Raw genomic sequence first — 19416 nt, forward strand, 5'->3', positions numbered from 1 at the left:
TCCTTGCCTCAAAATAGATCACTGAATTAAGAGGATTGGTATTAACGATAAATTAACTTTTGAAAACCAATGTATCACTTTGCCTGTCATAAAGGAATATAAGTAATAAATTGAAAAGTAAAAGAGCAGCGATTGCTGCTCTTTTAGACTTATCAGTACTCTGAAAATATGCTTATTTTGCTTTCTTTACTGGGCGCTGCCAACCATCAAGGTTGCGCTGTTTGCCACGCGCAACCGCCAGTTGCTCACTTTCTACTTTTGCAGTGATCACAGAGCCTGCGCCCACTGTAGCAGTCGCACCAATTTCTACTGGCGCAACCAAAGAAGAGTTAGAGCCGATAAACGCATTATCGCCAATGATGGTTTTTGATTTATTCACACCATCATAGTTACAAGTAATGGTACCAGCACCAATATTTACCTTCTCACCAACTTCTGCATCACCTAAATAAGTTAAGTGATTTGCCTTAGAGCCTCTACCTAAACGCGATTTTTTCATCTCAACAAAGTTACCAATGTGAGAGTCTTCTTCCATTACCGCACCTGGGCGTAAACGCGCAAATGGGCCTAGGGTACATTTAGCTGCAACTTGTGCATCTTCTATTAAAGTATTGGCTTTTACTACGACACCATCACCGATAGTACAATTTTTAAGCACGCAATTTGGACCAATGACCACGTCGTCACCGATCACAACATCACCTTCAAAGATAACATTCACATCGATTTGCACGTCTTGACCTGTTTTTACCGTACCACGTACGTCGATACGAGCAGGGTCTGCAAGGCTTGCACCGTTAATCATTAACGTTTCGGCTTGCCATGCTTGGTAAGCACGCTCAAGTGCTGCAAGTTGCACACGGTTGTTCGCACCTTCTACTTCCATCGGGTGATCAGGTTGAGCAGAAGTAATTTCTACACCTTCACTGTGTGCCATTGCAACGATGTCTGTTAAGTAGTATTCGCCTTGTGCATTGTTATTTGAAAGGTTGCTCAACCAACGCTTTAACAACTCACCATTTGCCGCCATGATGCCCGTGTTGATTTCTTGAATCGCTAATTGCTCAGGTGTTGCATCTTTTTGCTCAACGATACCCACAAGCTTGCCATTTTCACGAAGCATGCGACCGTAGCCTGACGGGTCATCAAGATTAACCGTTAATACCGCCAGACCCTTTTCTGGTGTCGCGGCGAGCAGTTTTTCTAGGGTGGATCTTTTTGTTAGTGGCACATCACCGTATAAAATTAAAACGGTATCATCATCAGCAATATGTTCTTTCGCTACCGCCACTGCGTGGCCAGTACCTAGTTGTTCTTCTTGTAAAACCCAGTTTACTTCATTGTGCGAAAGTGCAGCTTGCAACTGTTCGCGACCATGGCCGTATACTAAGTTAGTTTCACGTGCACCGAGTGATACTGCATTGTCGATAACGTGTTGTACCATAGGCTTACCCGCAACAGGGTGAAGAACTTTAGGAAGTTTAGAACGCATACGGGTACCTTTACCCGCAGCCAGGATGATAGATGTAAGTGCCATTAACACAGAGTCCTTATTCTTTGCTTGTGTTTAATACCAATCTTCAAAAGCTCAATTAGCAGTATTGGTATATTTGTCACGCTATATCGAAAAGCCCATCTTTAAACAAATCACATCATGTGCAGATGTAAACCACAGCTGGTGGCAGTAGACCAATCAACATTAACGCAAATTGCGCAATATTGTAGCGCCTTGCACCACAGATGATAAGTATAAAAGTGTTAAGTAAACTTTATTTTTAGAAATAAAAAAGCCCGCACTTTGCAGTGCGGGCTTTTTAAACCAGATAGGATGTATTATTTGCGTAGCTGGCGAATAACACGTAGCTGAGCGATTGCTTCTGCTAACTGTACAGCTGCAGCGTGCGTATCAAGTTCAGTTGAAGTGCTCGAAGCCATTTGTGCTTGCGCTTCACGTTTAGCTTCTTCAGCAGCCTGCTCGTCAAGCTCTTCACCACGGATAGCAACGTCCGCAAGAACGGTTACTGTCTTTGGTTGAACTTCAAGCGTACCGCCAGCAACATAGATGATGTCTTCAGAACCATCTTGTTTAACTAAACGTACCATACCAGGTTTTAGGCCAGTCAATAGTGGCGCGTGTCCAGGATGAATACCTAGCTCACCTTCACTACCTGTCACTTGAATAGTTGCTACATCACCAGAGAATACACTCTGCTCTGCACTTACTACGTCAAGATGTACTGTCATTGCCATAACACCCTCCTAAATTACATGTTTTTGGCTTTTTCGATCGCTTCGTCGATTGAGCCAACCATGTAGAAAGCTTGCTCTGGCATGTCATCGTATTCACCGTTTAAGATGCCTTTGAAGCCAGAGATAGTGTCTTTCAGTGAAACGTATTTACCAGGTGCACCTGTGAATACCTCAGCAACGAAGAACGGCTGAGATAGGAAACGCTGGATTTTACGTGCACGAGATACAACTTGCTTATCTTCGTCAGATAGCTCGTCCATACCTAGGATCGCGATGATGTCTTTCAGTTCTTTATAACGCTGAAGTACAGTCTGAACGCCACGTGCTGTGTCGTAGTGCTCGTTACCGATTACTTGAGGGTCAAGCTGACGTGAAGTTGAATCAAGTGGGTCTACCGCAGGGTAGATACCAAGTGATGCGATATCACGAGAAAGTACAACTGTTGCATCTAAGTGCGCGAACGTCGTAGCTGGTGATGGGTCAGTTAAGTCATCCGCAGGTACGTATACCGCTTGGATAGACGTGATTGAACCAGTCTTAGTAGACGCGATACGCTCCTGAAGTACACCCATTTCTTCAGCTAGTGTAGGCTGGTAACCTACCGCTGAAGGCATACGACCTAGAAGTGCTGATACCTCAGTACCTGCTAGTGTGTAACGGTAGATGTTATCTACGAAGAAAAGTACGTCGCGACCTTCGTCACGGAACTTCTCAGCCATAGTTAGACCCGTTAGTGCAACACGTAGACGGTTACCCGGTGGCTCGTTCATCTGACCGTATACTAGAGATACTTTGTCTAGTACGTTTGAGTCATTCATCTCGTGGTAGAAATCGTTACCTTCACGAGTACGCTCACCAACACCTGCGAATACAGAGAAACCACTGTGCTCGATAGCGATGTTACGGATAAGTTCCATCATGTTTACGGTTTTACCTACACCGGCACCACCGAATAGACCAACTTTACCACCTTTAGCGAATGGACATACAAGGTCGATTACCTTGATACCAGTCTCTAATAACTCTACTGAGTTTGATTGATCTTCGTATGAAGGCGCAGCACGGTGAATTGACATACGCTCTTCTTCACCAATTGGACCTGCTTCGTCAATAGGCTGACCAAGTACGTCCATGATACGGCCTAGTGTAGCTGTACCAACTGGAACCTTGATTGGCTCGCCTGTGCCTTCTACTGAAGTACCACGACGTAAACCGTCAGTAGTACCAAGTGCGATACCACGTACCACACCGCCACCTAGCTGCTGTTGAACTTCTAAAGTCAAACCAGCTAAGTCGCCATCTGTAACTTTTAGTGCGTCATATACGGCTGGCACGTTGTCTTGTGGAAACTCGATGTCCACAACGGCGCCGATAATTTGGACGACCTTACCTAAACTCATGTCTATTCCTCTCGTTAAACTTTGCCGAAGCGTTATACAGCTGCCGAACCGCCTACAATCTCACTGATTTCTTGTGTGATTGCAGCCTGACGGGCTTTGTTATAAACAAGTTGCAGCTCATCAATCAGGTCACCTGCGTTATCAGTTGCGGCTTTCATCGCAACCATACGGGCAGCCTGCTCAGAAGCAGCATTCTCAACTACACCTTGGTATACCTGTGACTCAATGAAACGTACCAATAGCGTCTCTAGGATCGCTTCTGGGCTCGGCTCATATAAGTAGTCCCAAGCGTGTGCTGATACTTCTTCTTCAGCTTTTGGCAAAGGTAATAACTGTTCGATCGTTGGCTCTTGCTTCATGGTATTTACAAACTTGTTGTATACCACGAATAAACGGTCAATTTTTCCTTCAGCGAATGCGTCTAGCATTACTTTTACAGGACCGATAACGTCCTGAATTGAAGGTGCATCTCCAAGACCCGCTTTCTTAGCGAGTAAATCACCGCCGAAACGTTGGAAGAAACCAGCAGCTTTGCCACCTAAAGTAGCATATTCAGCTTCAACGCCTTTTTCTTTCCACGCCTGTACGTCTTTAGTAACTTTTTTAAACTCGTTAGAGTTTAAGCCGCCACATAGACCACGGTCAGTAGAGATAACAATATAACCAACTCGCTTCACATCACGTTCTTCTAAGAACGGGTGATGAAAATCAAGATTTGCTTGAGCAACACGACCGATCACTTTGCGTAAGTTCTCAGCGTATGGACGGCTTGAAGCCACACGGTCTTGTGCTTTCTTCATTTTAGAAGCAGCAACCATTTCCATTGCGCTGGTGATCTTCTGAGTATTCTTGATACTCCCGATCTTGCTTTTAATCTCTTTTCCGCTGGCCATGACTCTCTCTCCGAATCAAGGTGAGTATTCTAGGAACACTCACCATCCAATAACTAAATTACCAAGTTTGCGTTGCTTTGAACTTCTCTAGAAGTTCTTTAAGCTGCGCTTCGATCTCAGCGTTGTAGTTACCTGTTTCATTGATTTGAGCCATTAGCTCTGCGTAAGTGCTGTTTGCGAAACCGATTAGGCCTTCTTCAAAATCACCGATCTTGTTGATTTCGATGTCTTGTAGGAAACCTTTCTCAGCAGCAAATAGAGACAGAGACATTTCAGCAACAGACATTGGTGCGTATTGTTTCTGCTTCATTAGCTCTGTTACACGCTCACCGTGCTCAAGCTGTGCACGCGTTGCATCGTCAAGGTCAGAAGCGAACTGAGAGAACGCCGCTAGTTCACGGTACTGAGCTAGCGCTAGACGGATACCACCACCTAGTTTCTTAACGATTTTAGTTTGCGCTGCACCACCTACACGAGATACCGAGATACCAGCGTTAACAGCTGGACGGATACCTGCGTTGAATAAGTCAGTTTCTAGGAAGATCTGACCATCGGTGATTGAGATAACGTTGGTAGGTACGAATGCAGAAACGTCACCACCTTGAGTTTCAATGATTGGCAATGCCGTCAATGAACCTGTTTTACCTTTCACTTCACCGTTAGTGAACTTCTCAACGTAATCAGCGTTTACACGTGATGCACGCTCTAGAAGACGTGAGTGAAGGTAGAATACGTCACCTGGGTATGCTTCACGGCCTGGTGGACGCTTAAGTAGTAGTGAGATCTGACGGTAAGCAACAGCTTGCTTAGAAAGATCATCATATACGATTAGCGCGTCTTCACCGCGGTCACGGAAGTATTCACCCATAGTACAACCAGCAAATGGCGCTAGGAATTGAAGCGCTGCTGATTCAGAAGCAGATGCAACAACAACAATCGTGTTTTCAAGTGCACCGTGCTCTTCTAATTTACGTACTACGTTAGCAATAGTAGATGCTTTCTGACCAACCGCTACGTACACACACTTAACGCCTGTGTCTTTTTGGTTGATGATAGCATCGATCGCTAGAGCTGTTTTACCAGTCTGACGGTCACCGATTACTAGCTCACGCTGACCACGACCAACTGGGATCATCGCATCGATAGACTTATAACCAGTTTGTACTGGCTCGTCTACTGATTGACGCTCGATTACGCCTGGTGCGATTTTTTCAACTGGCTCGAAACCATCGTTGTCTAGTGCACCTTTACCATCGATAGGCTGACCTAGTGTGTTAACAACACGACCAAGTAGACCACGACCAACTGGTACTTCTAGGATACGACCTGTAGATTGTACTTTTACGCCTTCTTTAAGGTCAGCGTATGGACCCATTACTACTGCACCTACTGAGTCACGCTCAAGGTTTAGTGCGATAGCATAACGGTTGCCAGGAAGCTCGATCATCTCACCTTGCATACAGTCAGCTAGACCGTGGATGCGGATGATACCGTCAGTAACAGATACGATAGTACCTTCGTTACGTGCTTCACTTACAACTTCAAACTGTTCAATACGTTGCTTGATCAGTGCAGAAATTTCAGTGGAATTAAGTTGCATGCTCTTTTTCCCAATTACGATTGTAGCGATACCGCTAAGCGGTCCAACTTGCCACGGACAGAACCGTCAATAACGGTGTCACCGGCTTTGATAACTAAACCGCCAACAACGGTTTCGTCGATGCTACAATTCAGCTTAACTTTGCGTGCGAAACGTTTTTCAAGTGCCGCGACCAGTTTGTCTTGCTGCTCTGCAGCAAGCTCAGTTGCAGAAACCACATTAACGTCGATTTCTTTATCAAACTCTGCTTTAAATTCAGCAAAGATTTCAGCAACTGCTGGGATGGCGGCTAAACGTTCATTTTCGGCCATCAGCTTGATAAGATTTTGACCTTGTTCGTTTAGTTGCTCAGCACAAACCTTGATTAAAACATCAGCTTGTTCTGCAGCTGTAGGAATGCTAGCTAGTAACGTTTTAGCTTGCTCATCGCTGGCCACTTGACCAGCGAAGAACAGCATTTCGTTCCAAGCTTCAACATTGCCTTTTTCAACGGCAAGTTCAAAAGCTGCTTTAGCGTATGGGCGAGCGATAGTAGTCAATTCAGACATGCTCAGACCCCCTACTTAAAGCTCAGCGACAAGTTTTTCAACGATGTCACTGTGTGCAGCTTGGTTAATTTCACGCTCTAAAATACGCTCAGCGCCAATTACAGAAAGCGTTGCAACTTGTTTGCGTAGCTCTTCTGAAACTCGGCTGCGCTCTGAATCAATTTCAGAGTGACCTTGAGCGATGATTTTTTCACGTTCTTGCTGACCACGCGTTGTCTCTTCGTCAACGATAAGCGCAGCACGCTTTTTAGCTTGTTCAATGATGTCAGCTGCTTGAGCTTTTGCTTCTTTCAGCTGCTCAGCAGCTTCTTTACGCGCAACTTCAAGCTCTTTTTCAGCTTTATCAGTGGCAGCTAAACCATCTTCGATTTTTTTCTGGCGAGCTTCAATTGCACCATTTAGCGGTGGCCATACGTATTTCATACAGAAAAGTACGAAAACCGTAAATGCAATTAATTCACCGATAAGAGTGGCGTTAATATTCACAACCGCTCCTCCTTAAAATAGTAAGCTGTTCAAAAAATAAAATTAAAGTACGAACAACAATACCATTGCGATACCAACACCGATCATTGCTACAGCATCGATTAGACCAGCTAGGATGAACATTTTAACTTGTAGTGAAGGTGCAAGTTCAGGTTGACGAGCACACGCTTCTAGGAATTTACCACCCATGTTACCGAAGCCGATCGCAGTACCGATAGCACCAAAACCGATAAGTAGAGCAACAGCGATGAATTTTAAACCTTCTACTAGTTCCATTTTTTTCTCCAAAGTTTCTTAAAGTTAAAGTTAAAGTTAATAAAATTTATAAATAATTAGTGGTTATCTGAGCTAGCCATGCTTAAGTAAACAACTGTCAGCATCATGAATACGAATGCTTGAAGTACGATTACTAAGATGTGGAAAACTGCCCAAATGAAATGCAACGGTAGCTGCATAAGACCAACTGCGCCGATAAGGATGAAAATCAATTCACCAGCGTACAAGTTACCGAACAAACGTAGTGCTAACGAGAACGGCTTAGCTACCAACGCAATTGTTTCAAGTAATAAGTTACAAGGGATCAAGAAAATCATAGCAATCTTGTTGTTCGAGCTGAACGGGTGAAGCGTTAGCTCAGCAATGAAACCACCAATGCCTTTGATCTTGATTGAGTAACCGATCATCAATAAGAACACACCAATAGCCAGTGCAGCTGTTAGGTTGATGTCAGTTGTTGGTACAATTTTCATGTACACATCGTGTGAATCCATACCAAACGCTGTTTCACCAACGAAACCAGCAAAAGAAGGTAAGAAGTCAACAGGAATAAGGTCCATCAGGTTCATTAAGAACACCCAAACAAAGATTGTTAGGGCTAATGGCGCAATTAAAGCACTTTTACCGTGATAAGTGTCACGTACGTTGTCACCAACGAACTCAACAATCATCTCGATGAAGCACTGAAACTTGCCAGGTACACCTGTGGTTGATTTTTTAGCGGCGCTACGGAAGATCCATAAGAAAATAAGACCTAAACCGATAGACCATGCGAGGGTATCCACGTGCCATGTCCAGAATCCACTGTCCGCACATGCTTTATTGAATTCAAAACCGGCATCGGTTGAACACATCTTAGCATTGGTCAAGTGGTGCTGAATATGGCTCGATAGAGTCACTTCTTCTGCAGCCATGTTTTATCCCAAAAGTTAATGATTAAAAAAAATCGGTGAAAACCACTGTGCAAACATCACTAATATATAACAGCAGAAAAATGGCAAAGCCATGACAGCAAAATACTTAAATATTAGTGCAAACAAGCAAATGGTAATCAAAAATTTTAATCCGTTGCCTCGTTTTATCGAGTCAAACACTTGTTCTGCCTTGCTAGCGCCCATATATCTGAATGCATACAAAGCAAATACAAAATTAGGGAGTACTGAAACTAGGCCGCCAGCCAATGCTGAAACGCCTGCTTGCACTCCCCAACCAACTAAAACTATTACTGCAGCGATTGTTGCTACGATACCCTGAAGTAAAACACCTTTTAATGCGGCACGCCTATATGGGCCTGCTAACGAATTTGTCACTTTTTATTTACCTTAATGACGCAAAAATTTATCAGGGTATGAAAACTGGCGAAATTATACTTATTTTTGGTGATTTTGCAACTTGCAGCGACGAAATGTGGCGCTTTTTCGACGCCACTTTCGTCTAATAATCAAACATTAGGAAGGTTGTTGTAGATCAGGTTGGATTCGGCCAAGAATGCCGTCTAATTCATCGAGATTTGCATAGGAGATAACCAGTTTTCCTTTGCCTTTTTGATTGTAGTTAATCTCGACTTTCGCCCCCAAGTTTTCAGCCAACTGTTGTTCTAACAATTTGACATCAGGGTCTTTTTCTTTTGTTTGTTTTTTATCCGTTGGCTCGAGGATAGAACGTACTAATTTTTCAGTTTCACGTACCGTAAGCGCTTTAGCAACGGCTGTTCGAGCCGCTTCTGATTGCACTTCACCTGTCAATGCAAGTAAACAACGCGCGTGACCCATTTCGATGTCACCATGCTCTAACAATTTTTTTACATCATCGTTGAGATTATTTAAACGCAATAAATTGGTGACCGTAGTACGAGATTTGCCAACAGCTTCAGCTACTTGCTGATGGGTTAATTCAAATTCGTTCAATAGACGCTCAAGTGCAACGGCTTCTTCCATGGCATTTAGGTCTTCACGCTGAATATTCTCGATTAATGCAATGGCAACCGCCGCTTCATCAGCAACGTCTTTAACTAAACAAGGAATAACATCGAGTTGCGCCAGTTGTGCAGCACGCCAACGGCGTTCACCGGCGATGATTTCGAACTTTTCATGGCCAATTTCACGCACAACAACAGGTTGCAGTACGCCCTGTGCACGAATTGAACTGGCAAGTTCTTCTAGCGCTTCTTCAGACATGTCTTTACGTGGTTGATATTTGCCACGCTGAAGCCACTCGATTGGTAAACGACGAAGTTCATTATCGGTTTGTGCTGTGTTGGTTGTCGATGTAGTTTCTTGCTCAGGTGCAGTGGCCGGTAATTCAGGCGCCTGTGCTGTTACTTCAACAGGCACAGCCGGAGCAGGCTTTGCTGAACTCAATAAGGCATCCAAGCCTCGACCTAAACCACGTTTTTTTACTGACATTTATTATTATCCTCTCACGCAACAGCAGCCGTTTGCTGCTCTTTACGTCTTAACATTTCACCGGCTAATGCTAAATATGCTTTTGCACCGCTTGATGCTCTATCGTAATACATGGCTGGCGCACCAAAACTTGGCGCTTCAGCTAAACGGACATTTCTTGGGATCACGGTACGATATACTTTTTCACCAAAGTGCTGTTTTAATTGCTCAGACACATCATTGGCAAGTCGATTACGCGGATCGTACATAGTGCGTAGAATGCCTTCTATCTGTAAGTTAGGGTTTACCAACTTAGCAAGCTGAGTGATGGTATCCATTAATGCCGTCAAACCTTCCAATGCATAATATTCACATTGCATAGGCACTAAAACAGAGTCCGCTGCCGCCATGGCATTGACTGTCAGCATATTCAATGAAGGCGGACAATCAATAAAAATAAATTCATACTGATCTTGAACTGCCTCTAAGGCATTTCTTAATCGTACTTCTCGAGCGAATAATTCCATTAATTTAACTTCTGCTGCGGTAACATCACCGTTTGCAGCAATTAAATGATATTCGCCAGACGTTTCTTTGCAAATCACGTCATTGATTGGTGTTTCTTCGATTAACAAATCGTAGATGGTGGCAACCTCACCATACTTATCAACACCACTACCCATAGTGGCGTTACCTTGTGGGTCTAAATCGATAAGTAATACTTTGCGTTTGGTTGCGGCCATTGATGCGGCAAGGTTTACGGCGGTGGTTGTTTTACCCACGCCCCCTTTTTGGTTTGCGATTGCAATAACTTTTGCCACTTTACCCTCAACTTAGTCTTTTGACAGAATAATTAAATGTCGCTCAGCATCTAATTTAGGCACATCTAAACTAATATCTTGTTCGAACTTGGTACCTGCAGGCAGGTTTTCAAGTTCTTCATCAGGAAATTGCCCTTTCAAAGCAACAAATCGACCTGAGTCATCAATTAAATGCGAACACCACTGCACCATATCTTGTAATGATGCAAATGCACGGCTTAGTACCCCGTCTAATTTAACACTTGGTTGATATTCTTCAACTCGAGACTGTACTGGCGTGACATTATCTAACCCTAAAGCATGTTTCACCTGCATTAAGAAACGCACACGTTTGCCTAAACTATCCAGTAATACAAATTGGGTATCAGGTAAAGCAATAGCAAGTACAATGCCCGGTAAGCCAGGGCCTGTACCTACATCAATATAATGCTTGCCTGTTAAGTGAGGCGCTACCACTAAACTATCCATGATATGTTTCACCATCATTTCTTTAGGATCACGCACAGAAGTTAAGTTGTAGGCTTTATTCCATTTATCAAGCAATTCGACATAAGCAACCAGTTGTTGCTGTTGTTTGTCGCTTAGCACAATATCCGTTTGTGCTAATAAAGAAGTCAGTAATGGTTGTAACACAGTCTACCCTTGCGGCTTATGCTGACTTACGAAGTAAGCCCTGCTTTTTCAAATAGACTAATAATAGCGAAATCGCTGCTGGGGTGATACCAGAAATACGAGATGCTTGACCAATAGTTTGCGGTCTGGCATCAGAAAGCTTGGCAACCACTTCATTCGATAAGCCACTTACTTGGCTATAGTCGTAGTCAGCAGGAATTTGCGTTTCTTCATGACGCATCAATTTTTCGATTTCATCTTGCTGACGTGCAATATAACCTGCGTATTTGGTTTGGATCTCAACTTGCTCCAATGCTTGCCAGTTGTCAGACTTAGATCCAAGCCCTTCGATTTTATATAGATCAGCTTGTGCAACCTCAGGACGACGGATCAGATCTTCTAAACTTGCTTCACGCGTTAATGGCTTTTTAAGCAGCGCATTAACTTGCTCAAGTGCTGGGTGATCTTTGTGGATCCAAGTACTGCGAACGCGCTGTGTTTCTTGTTCCATCACCTCTAGCTTTTCATTGAAAGCCGCCCAGCGCTCATCATCAACTAAGCCAAGTTCACGACCTTTCTCTGTTAAGCGAAGATCTGCATTGTCTTCACGAAGAAGTAAACGGTATTCAGCGCGGCTGGTAAACATACGGTACGGCTCTTTAGTACCTAATGTTGCAAGGTCGTCAATTAGTACACCTGTGTAAGCTTGGTCGCGACGTGGTGTCCAAGCATCTTTGCCCTGTACTTGTAATGCCGCATTCATACCTGCGATCAAACCTTGTGCACCGGCTTCTTCATAACCAGTTGTGCCATTAATCTGACCGGCGAAGAATAGGCCATTAATAAATTTAGTTTCTAAAGACTGTTTTAAATCACGCGGATCAAAGAAATCATATTCAATCGCATAACCAGGGCGACAGATGTGCGCGTTTTCAAACCCTTTAATTGAACGAACAATATCGAGCTGAATATCAAACGGCAGGCTTGTCGAAATACCATTCGGATAAAGCTCATAAGACGTTAGGCCCTCAGGCTCAACAAAAATTTGGTGCTTTTCTTTATCAGCAAAACGAACCACTTTATCTTCAATAGATGGGCAATAACGTGGACCAATACCTTCAATGACACCCGCATACATTGGTGAGCGATGTAAATTATCACGGATCACATCATGGGTTTTTTCATTGGTATAAGTAATGTAACAAGGGATCTGTTGTGGGTGATCGCTCTGCTTACCCATGAAAGAGAATACCGGTGTTGGTGTATCACCCGGTTGTTCTTGCATCACTGAGAAATCAACTGTACGGGCATCAATACGTGGTGGCGTGCCCGTCTTAAGTCTATCAACTCTGAATGGCAGTTCTCTTAAGCGTTTTGCTAATGCAATAGAAGGAGGATCACCCGCTCTACCGCCAGAGAAGTTTTCTAAACCAATATGAATCTGACCACCTAAGAATGTGCCAACAGTTAGTACTACCGTTTGCGCACTAAAACGTAGACCCATTTGAGTCACGACGCCTTTAACTTGATCTTGTTCAACAATGAGATCATCACAAGACTGTTGGAAGATCTTCAAGTTTTCTTGGTTTTGCAAAATGTCTTGGATCGCGGCTTTATAAAGTGCGCGATCAGCTTGAGCACGAGTTGCTCTAACCGCTGGACCTTTAGACGAGTTTAAAGTTCTAAATTGGATCCCGCCTTTGTCGATCGCTTTAGCCATTGCGCCACCAAGTGCATCGATCTCTTTTACCAGATGTCCTTTTCCGATCCCGCCAATTGCTGGGTTACATGACATTTGGCCTAAAGTATCCATATTATGGGTTAACAATAGGGTATTCATGCCCATGCGTGCAGCCGCTAATGCAGCTTCAGTACCTGCATGACCGCCACCAACAACTATTACATCAAAATGCTCATGATAAATCATCTACGGGATCCTACTTAAAACAACCGGTGAATTTTGAAAGGATGCGTATTCTACCTAGAAAAACTCAGAAGTGAAACGCTTAAATATTAAACAACCTAGAAAATACGAAAATGTGATCACTAAATATATATAAGGATCTTTTTAAAGATCTTTTATTAGATCTTACTATTAGTGATCGTAAGATCTGTGTGTAACTCTAACTACATCTTTAAAAGCATAAACTTAGATCAGATCAATAGATGTGAATTAGATCGGATCTTACTCGGTATAAGCGTTGATCAAATCGGTGTTTTATTCACAACCTCAGATCGGGAAATATTTATCCAAGGGATAAGTATGTGTAGATCAGCAGTTAGATCAAAGGTTATCCACAATCCGATCTAATATATGGGGATTTTGTGAATAACTTCTGTGTAAAAGATCTTTCTAATTATCTGCCAGCTTTTCGATCAAGTTTGGCAACCAAGCTAAAGCGGTATCTTCTGGCAAGGCTTCATCAAGCACATTGATCTCTAATGGTGCTAATAAAGACAGTGATCCTTTACTTTTTAACAGTGCATCACAGTTCTTTGCTGCATAGTTATATGTGTCGTAACTACTGTCACCAATTCCGACAACTGCATGTTTGAGCTGTGATAAAGAAGATTGCGCTGTTATTTGCTCAATAAATGACAGTAAATTGTCTGGATAATCTCCAGCACCATAAGTAGAAGTTACCACCAGCCAGTTGGCCTGTTGGCAATCATCAAAGTTTGGCTGTTCATGTAACACGGTTTTGAAACCTTGATCTTCAAGGGCTTCTTGAAGTTGCTCAGCGACATACTCCGCTGATCCCATCTGGCTACCTACAATGATGTCGACTTGCGGCATTTAACTCATCCTATCTACTTTGAGCGGCTATCATAATGCGCCTGTGGAAGAAGTAAAGAGGGGATTTGAACTTGGGATAACTTTTAATGCCTATGAAATCATCGTTTTTAACTCAATTTATTGATTTGTAATGAGTTAATAATTTATTCCTCGTTATTCTTCCGTTGTTAATTTGTGGATAAACTGAGTGAAAGTTGCGTCTAGTTTATTTTCTTTGGTGAGTTAACGGGCTTAAAAAGATCTTCTTTAAGGTTTTTGTGGTGGTATTTTAGCAATGTGGATAGGCTGCTTGTGTATAACTCGATCTTGTTAATTTTACTTCACTTACTTTTGGATCTAAAAAATAAATTTATATAATTAAATGTTCTATAAATTCAGAAAATAGATCCGAATGGGGTGATCAAAGCCCTATTTATTGGCCTGATCAAAGTGCGCTTTGCTGGTTGATCGGCTTTGAGGTTTGCTTTTTCTCGAAAGAGATCGCTTTTTGGTGACGTTTTTCCTCTGATTTTATCCAAGAAAGGCTTAAATGTTGGGCGTTCTGCAGCACGGCCATGAGAAGAATTTAAGGTTTTTTTACTTAATTTGAGTGTTGGTTATTTAATTTGATGAATTAATGAGCTGGCTTTTAGGGGAATGAGCGCCACAAAAGGGGATCTGTGGCGCTTTAGAGTATGTATACCGTTACTTACCGATACAAAATGAGCTAAAGATCTTACCTAGCAGATCATCTGAGCTAAATTCACCGGTGATCTCATTTAAATGTTGTTGAGTGAGGCGCAATTCTTCGGCTAAGATCTCACCTGCTACATGCATTTCTAGCTGCGTTTGTCCGATATCTAAATGCTCGGCGGCACGTTCTAAGGCGTCTAAATGACGGCGTCTTGCCATAAACCCGCCTTCGGTGGCACCGGTAAAGCCAATACATTCTTTAAGATGTTCACGGAGTAAATCGACACCTTGGGTGCTTTTAGCACTTAAACGAAGTAGGGGATACTGACCCGCTTTATCAAGATTTACCGCTTCATTTGAGAGATCGATTTTATTGCGTACCACAGTCACTTTCATACCATCAGGCAACTGCTGCATAAACTCAGGCCAGATCTGCATTGGGTCGGTCTCTGTGGTATCTGTACCATCAACCATAAATAACACATGATCGGCTTGGCGAATTTCATCCCATGCACGCTCAATACCGATTTGCTCAACTTTATCTGGGCTTTCTCGCAGGCCTGCTGTATCAATGATATGTAGCGGCATACCATCAATGTGAATGTGCTCTCTCAGTACATCTCGCGTGGTACCGGCGATGTCAGTCACGATGGCTGCTTCTCGTCCTGCTAGGGCATTAAGTAGCGATGATTTACCTGCATTAGGACGTCCAGCAATCACCACACGCATACCTTCACGCATAATGCTGCCTTGCTTCGCTTGTTGGCGCACTTCATCCAGTTGCGTGATGATGGCTGCTAAATCACCAGCGACTTTGCCGTCTGATAAGAAATCGATTTCTTCATCTGGGAAGTCGATAGCAGCTTCAACATACATACGTAGGTGAATGACTTTTTCCACCAGCGTGTGAATATGTTTTGAGAAATCACCTTGCAGCGAGTGTAGGGCACTTTTTGCTGCTTGCTCGCTGGTTGCATTGATCAAGTCGGCAATGGCTTCAGCTTGGGTTAGATCCATTTTATCGTTTAAGAATGCGCGCTCTGAGAACTCACCAGGTTGCGCTAAACGAACGCCTTCAATCTGACAGATCTCTTTTAACAGCATGTCTATTACAACAGGTCCACCGTGGCCTTGAAGCTCTAATACATCTTCGCCAGTGAAAGAGTGAGGGTTATTGAAGAACAGGGCAATACCTTGGTCAAGCTGCGTACCCGCAAGGCTATTGAAAGAGAGGTATTCAGCATATCTAGGCTTAGGACATTTGCCTAAAATCTTTTCGGCTACGTAAGTAGATAAGCTACCCGAAACTCGGATGATGCCTACACCACCACGACCGGGTGCGGTAGCTTGTGCGACTATGGTGTCTTGATTAATCATGGATTCTTTTGCTGAGCAATTACAATACTGCAATTGTACTCTAAAGCATCAGTGTCAGCCAGATTAGACAGAGTTGAGAAATAAGAGGTGTGAGCTCAGAAACAAAAACGCCTGCAATAAGCAGGCGTTTTGGAATATTTAAAGTAGGCGATTAGTCGCGAACTTTGATCCCTTGTTTTTCCATACCACGATAGATGTAAAGCATCTGTGCGATGGTGATCAAGTTAGATACCAACCAGTAAAGTACTAGACCTGATGGGAATGGGAATAAGATGAAGAAGAACGTAAATACGATTGGCATGTACGTCATCATCTTTTGTTGCATAGGATCAGTCACTGTCATAGGCTGCAGTTTCTGCGTTAAGAACATACTTGCACCAAATAGAATTGGTAATACGTAGTATGGGTCTTTTGCTGATAGATCTGTTAGCCAGAACATGAATTCAGCATGACGTAATTCAGGTGACTCTAGGAATACATAGAACAGCGCTAAGAAAATAGGCATTTGCAGTAATAGCGGCAAACAACCACCCATAGGGTTTACTTTCTCTTTACGGTAAAGTTCCATAGTGGCTTGACCCATCTTTTGACGATCATCACCATAGCGCTCTTTTAATTGCTGCATTTTAGGCTGTAGTGCACGCATTTTAGCCATAGACGTGTACTGTGCTTTTGTCAGTGGGTAAAGTGCCATCTTAACTAAAATAGTGATAGCAATAATTGCCACACCCCAGTTACCGATGAAGCTATAAAGTAGTTTTAGAAGTACAAGTAATGGCTGAGAAATAAACCATAACCAACCAAAGTCTACTGCTAAATCTAGGTCTTCATGAAGGGCTTCAAGTGTGTCGCCGTCTTTTGGACCCATGTAGAAAGTAGAGTTGATAGTCGCAGTCGTATTTGCTTGTACATTTACTGCTTCACCTTTAATACCAATGATACCTTGGTTATTACGCAGTAAAGTGTAAATGGTATTGTTTACCGACTGATCTGGTACCCACGCACTTAAGAAGTAGTGCTGAATAAAGGCAATGTAACCACCTTGCGTGTTTTTATTTAGGTTTGCTTCAGCCATATCTTCAAAGCTATATTTTTCATAAGGCTCTTCAGAAGTACCATACGTTGCACCTAAGTAAGTTTGGTCGACCATGCTGCCTTTAGCTTGCACAGTACGTTTAACTTGTGTGTATAGCTGAACTTGAATTGGGTTTTCAGTACCGTTGTTAACACTGTACTCTAAACCAACATCATATTTTCCAGCCTTGAATACATAAGTTTTTGTGTACTGAACACCTTTGTTATCAACAAAAGTCAGTGGGACACGTAATTCATCACCTGAAAGTTCATACGCTTTTTGTTGAGCTGTGTATACCGGACGACCTTCTGGTGAGGCATCTGGGCCATTTAAGCCAATTAAACCACTTTGTGAAATATATTCACGGCCTTCAAATTCACCTAACAGTAAAAATGGTGTATCGCTGCCATGAGTTTCTGCGTGTTGTAATAACTTCGCTTCAACAATATCACCGCCTTTAGTATCAATTTGAACGGCTAGAAGATCGGTTGTTACTGTAATAACAGAGCGAACGGCTTTGCTAACTGCTGCTGGCACATCGTTTTGAGTTGATGCCGGAACATCATCTTCTTGAGCGATTTGATTAGCTGGAGCAGCGACTTGTTGTGTTGTGGCACTGGTATCGGTATTTGCTTGTAGTTTTTCATTGTTCCACTCTTGGAACAATAAAAACGACACAAGCAACAAACCGATAAATAAAAACGTGCGTTGTGATTCCATAACAGCTCTTATTTCTCGTGTTGGTGTTTAACTTTGTTGGACTTCTCAGGTACGGGGTCATCCCCACCTGCGCTTAAAGGGTGACATTTTAATATGCGTTTGAGCGCTAACCAACTCCCTTTTAACGATCCATGACAATTAATTGCCTGAATTGCATAACTAGAGCAGGTTGGATTAAAGCGACAGTGAGGACCAAGTAACGGGCTAATAAAATTTTGATAGCCTTTAATCAGCACAATTAAAGCAAGTTTCGGCAGGCTTAACAGCCATGCAAGGGTCAACTTTTTTTTAGCTTGTGCCATGGTCACGCATTGAATGTTTAAAAGGTGAGCTAAAGATACCTTAAATAGGGGGGTAAAGCTATTCAGCAGAAGTTTAATACACTACTTTTGCTGAGTTTTAGCTGGTTTCTTACCTTTATAAGGACGCTTTTTGTAAGGTTTAGGTTTTGGTGCACCAGGCTTACAACGTTCATTTATTTTTAACCAAAGTTTATTAAGCTGTTTTGTTAGCTCTTCATTTGATTGTTCATCAACACCAGATTTAACCATCAAGACAATATCGATGTTATCAAGTTTATGTTGATTTAAACGAAAGCTCTCACGGGCAAGGCGTTTAATGCGGTTTCTTTGAACAGCTAGTTTACAACGTTTTTTAGCAACAGTGAGACCTAGTCTTGGTTGACCAGCTTCATTTGGTTTAGCTAATAAAGTAAAGAAGGGTGTTGCTGCACGAGCAGGTTCATTGAATATGCGGGAGTAGTGCGAGGGAGTTAACAGACGTAACTCCCTGCCAAAGCTAAAGCTTTCCACTAATGATTAAGCAGAAAGTACTTTACGACCTTTAGCACGACGACGTGCTAAAACTTTACGGCCGTTAGCAGTAGCCATACGTGCACGGAAACCGTGAGTACGCTTACGCTTTAATACGCTAGGTTGAAAAGTTCTTTTCATAACAATTCCATCCGATCGGTTAAGGTTAAAACATCCTATGCAGGTCGCGATCCTGGCAAAGGTGCCATTGCGAGCGCGAGATATTAATGCCGAGGACGACGAAAGTCAATGATAATCTCATTTACAGGGCAAAATAGTTGTAAAAATAATCAACTTGATTCGCCCTATATAAAAGCGGCTGCATTATACCCGTGATCGAGATAAAAAGGATAGCAGATCTTAAAGGATCTGATCTTATTTGGGTTTTCCACAGGTCTTGGGGTCAATCTGAACAAAAGCTTGGGAAAACTTAATTTGATCACAATTATCACGTGTGATCTTGGTTGTTTTTTGTTATGATCTATTGCTCGGATCTAAAATAAAAGCTCTTATAAAACAGGTATTTAATTATTTTTATCAACAAGATCCTAGTTTTTGCAAAAGTCAATATTGAAGTTGTGGATAAGATCAATTCATAATACCCGGCTTCCACTTATATTTTGTGATAATAATTAATCAATTCTTGTAGTCTTTACGATGTACGGGAATATTAACCCATTGGAGTTGTTCAGC

At 42.6% G+C, this 19416-nt stretch carries 20 protein-coding genes; all 20 read right to left on the reverse strand.

Annotated features, from left to right (window positions below; translation table 11 throughout):
- Positions 1-172: 172 nt before the first annotated feature.
- The 20 genes from glmU to rpmH all read right to left on the reverse strand — a co-directional run bounded on the left by glmU (position 173) and on the right by rpmH (position 18864).
- Positions 173-1537 carry a bifunctional UDP-N-acetylglucosamine diphosphorylase/glucosamine-1-phosphate N-acetyltransferase GlmU gene (gene glmU, locus ACH784_RS17545; RefSeq protein WP_404392398.1) on the reverse strand — a complete coding sequence of 455 codons (1365 nt, stop codon included), beginning with the start codon at positions 1535-1537 and terminating at the stop codon, positions 173-175.
- Positions 1538-1833: 296 nt separating this feature from the next.
- The gene (locus ACH784_RS17550; RefSeq protein ID WP_404392400.1) at positions 1834-2250 is read right to left on the reverse strand and encodes a F0F1 ATP synthase subunit epsilon; all 417 of its coding nucleotides are present in this window, start codon (positions 2248-2250) and stop codon (positions 1834-1836) included.
- A gap of 14 nt (positions 2251-2264) precedes the next feature.
- Entirely contained in the window at positions 2265-3650 is a 1386-nt protein-coding gene (gene atpD, locus ACH784_RS17555; RefSeq protein WP_404392402.1) for a F0F1 ATP synthase subunit beta, read from the reverse strand.
- Positions 3651-3682: 32 nt separating this feature from the next.
- A complete protein-coding gene (gene atpG / locus ACH784_RS17560; RefSeq protein WP_404392404.1) occupies positions 3683-4543 on the reverse strand; it encodes a F0F1 ATP synthase subunit gamma in 861 nt (286 codons plus the stop codon).
- Between the two features lie 58 nt (positions 4544-4601).
- Positions 4602-6143: a F0F1 ATP synthase subunit alpha gene (gene atpA / locus ACH784_RS17565; RefSeq protein ID WP_058031480.1), complete on the reverse strand. Its 1542-nt coding sequence runs from the start codon at positions 6141-6143 to the stop codon at positions 4602-4604.
- 14 nt (positions 6144-6157) lie between these two features.
- The gene (gene atpH, locus ACH784_RS17570) at positions 6158-6691 is read right to left on the reverse strand and encodes a F0F1 ATP synthase subunit delta (RefSeq protein ID WP_404392406.1); all 534 of its coding nucleotides are present in this window, start codon (positions 6689-6691) and stop codon (positions 6158-6160) included.
- Between the two features lie 15 nt (positions 6692-6706).
- Positions 6707-7177 carry a F0F1 ATP synthase subunit B gene (gene atpF, locus ACH784_RS17575; protein WP_404392408.1) on the reverse strand — a complete coding sequence of 157 codons (471 nt, stop codon included), beginning with the start codon at positions 7175-7177 and terminating at the stop codon, positions 6707-6709.
- 42 nt (positions 7178-7219) lie between these two features.
- On the reverse strand, positions 7220-7453 hold the full coding sequence (gene atpE / locus ACH784_RS17580; protein ID WP_349284987.1) for a F0F1 ATP synthase subunit C: 234 nt from the start codon (positions 7451-7453) through the stop codon (positions 7220-7222).
- 56 nt (positions 7454-7509) lie between these two features.
- Positions 7510-8367, reverse strand: coding sequence for a F0F1 ATP synthase subunit A (atpB, locus tag ACH784_RS17585; RefSeq protein ID WP_404392411.1), 858 nt, complete (start codon positions 8365-8367; stop codon positions 7510-7512).
- Between the two features lie 15 nt (positions 8368-8382).
- Positions 8383-8763: an ATP synthase subunit I gene (locus ACH784_RS17590; protein WP_404392413.1), complete on the reverse strand. Its 381-nt coding sequence runs from the start codon at positions 8761-8763 to the stop codon at positions 8383-8385.
- Between the two features lie 138 nt (positions 8764-8901).
- Complete coding sequence (locus ACH784_RS17595) at positions 8902-9858, reverse strand: ParB/RepB/Spo0J family partition protein (protein WP_404392415.1); 957 nt, start codon at positions 9856-9858, stop codon at positions 8902-8904.
- Positions 9859-9872: 14 nt separating this feature from the next.
- Positions 9873-10658 (reverse strand): ParA family protein, encoded by a 786-nt coding sequence (locus ACH784_RS17600; protein ID WP_138483155.1) that lies wholly within the window; start codon positions 10656-10658, stop codon positions 9873-9875.
- A gap of 12 nt (positions 10659-10670) precedes the next feature.
- Positions 10671-11291 (reverse strand): 16S rRNA (guanine(527)-N(7))-methyltransferase RsmG, encoded by a 621-nt coding sequence (gene rsmG, locus ACH784_RS17605; RefSeq protein ID WP_058031488.1) that lies wholly within the window; start codon positions 11289-11291, stop codon positions 10671-10673.
- 16 nt (positions 11292-11307) lie between these two features.
- Positions 11308-13197 carry a tRNA uridine-5-carboxymethylaminomethyl(34) synthesis enzyme MnmG gene (mnmG, locus tag ACH784_RS17610; protein WP_404392418.1) on the reverse strand — a complete coding sequence of 630 codons (1890 nt, stop codon included), beginning with the start codon at positions 13195-13197 and terminating at the stop codon, positions 11308-11310.
- A gap of 426 nt (positions 13198-13623) precedes the next feature.
- Positions 13624-14067 carry an FMN-binding protein MioC gene (mioC, locus tag ACH784_RS17615; RefSeq protein ID WP_404392420.1) on the reverse strand — a complete coding sequence of 148 codons (444 nt, stop codon included), beginning with the start codon at positions 14065-14067 and terminating at the stop codon, positions 13624-13626.
- 684 nt (positions 14068-14751) lie between these two features.
- The gene (gene mnmE, locus ACH784_RS17620; protein ID WP_404392422.1) at positions 14752-16116 is read right to left on the reverse strand and encodes a tRNA uridine-5-carboxymethylaminomethyl(34) synthesis GTPase MnmE; all 1365 of its coding nucleotides are present in this window, start codon (positions 16114-16116) and stop codon (positions 14752-14754) included.
- Between the two features lie 151 nt (positions 16117-16267).
- On the reverse strand, positions 16268-17911 hold the full coding sequence (gene yidC, locus ACH784_RS17625; RefSeq protein ID WP_404392424.1) for a membrane protein insertase YidC: 1644 nt from the start codon (positions 17909-17911) through the stop codon (positions 16268-16270).
- A gap of 8 nt (positions 17912-17919) precedes the next feature.
- On the reverse strand, positions 17920-18213 hold the full coding sequence (gene yidD / locus ACH784_RS17630; RefSeq protein WP_404392426.1) for a membrane protein insertion efficiency factor YidD: 294 nt from the start codon (positions 18211-18213) through the stop codon (positions 17920-17922).
- A gap of 81 nt (positions 18214-18294) precedes the next feature.
- On the reverse strand, positions 18295-18723 hold the full coding sequence (gene rnpA, locus ACH784_RS17635; RefSeq protein ID WP_058031496.1) for a ribonuclease P protein component: 429 nt from the start codon (positions 18721-18723) through the stop codon (positions 18295-18297).
- A gap of 6 nt (positions 18724-18729) precedes the next feature.
- Positions 18730-18864 carry a 50S ribosomal protein L34 gene (gene rpmH, locus ACH784_RS17640; RefSeq protein WP_008488847.1) on the reverse strand — a complete coding sequence of 45 codons (135 nt, stop codon included), beginning with the start codon at positions 18862-18864 and terminating at the stop codon, positions 18730-18732.
- Between the last annotated feature and the right edge of the window lie 552 nt (positions 18865-19416).

Origin of the sequence: Pseudoalteromonas phenolica, from assembly GCF_044788725.1 — a bacterium.
Taxonomy (GTDB): Bacteria; Pseudomonadota; Gammaproteobacteria; order Enterobacterales; family Alteromonadaceae; genus Pseudoalteromonas; species Pseudoalteromonas phenolica_C.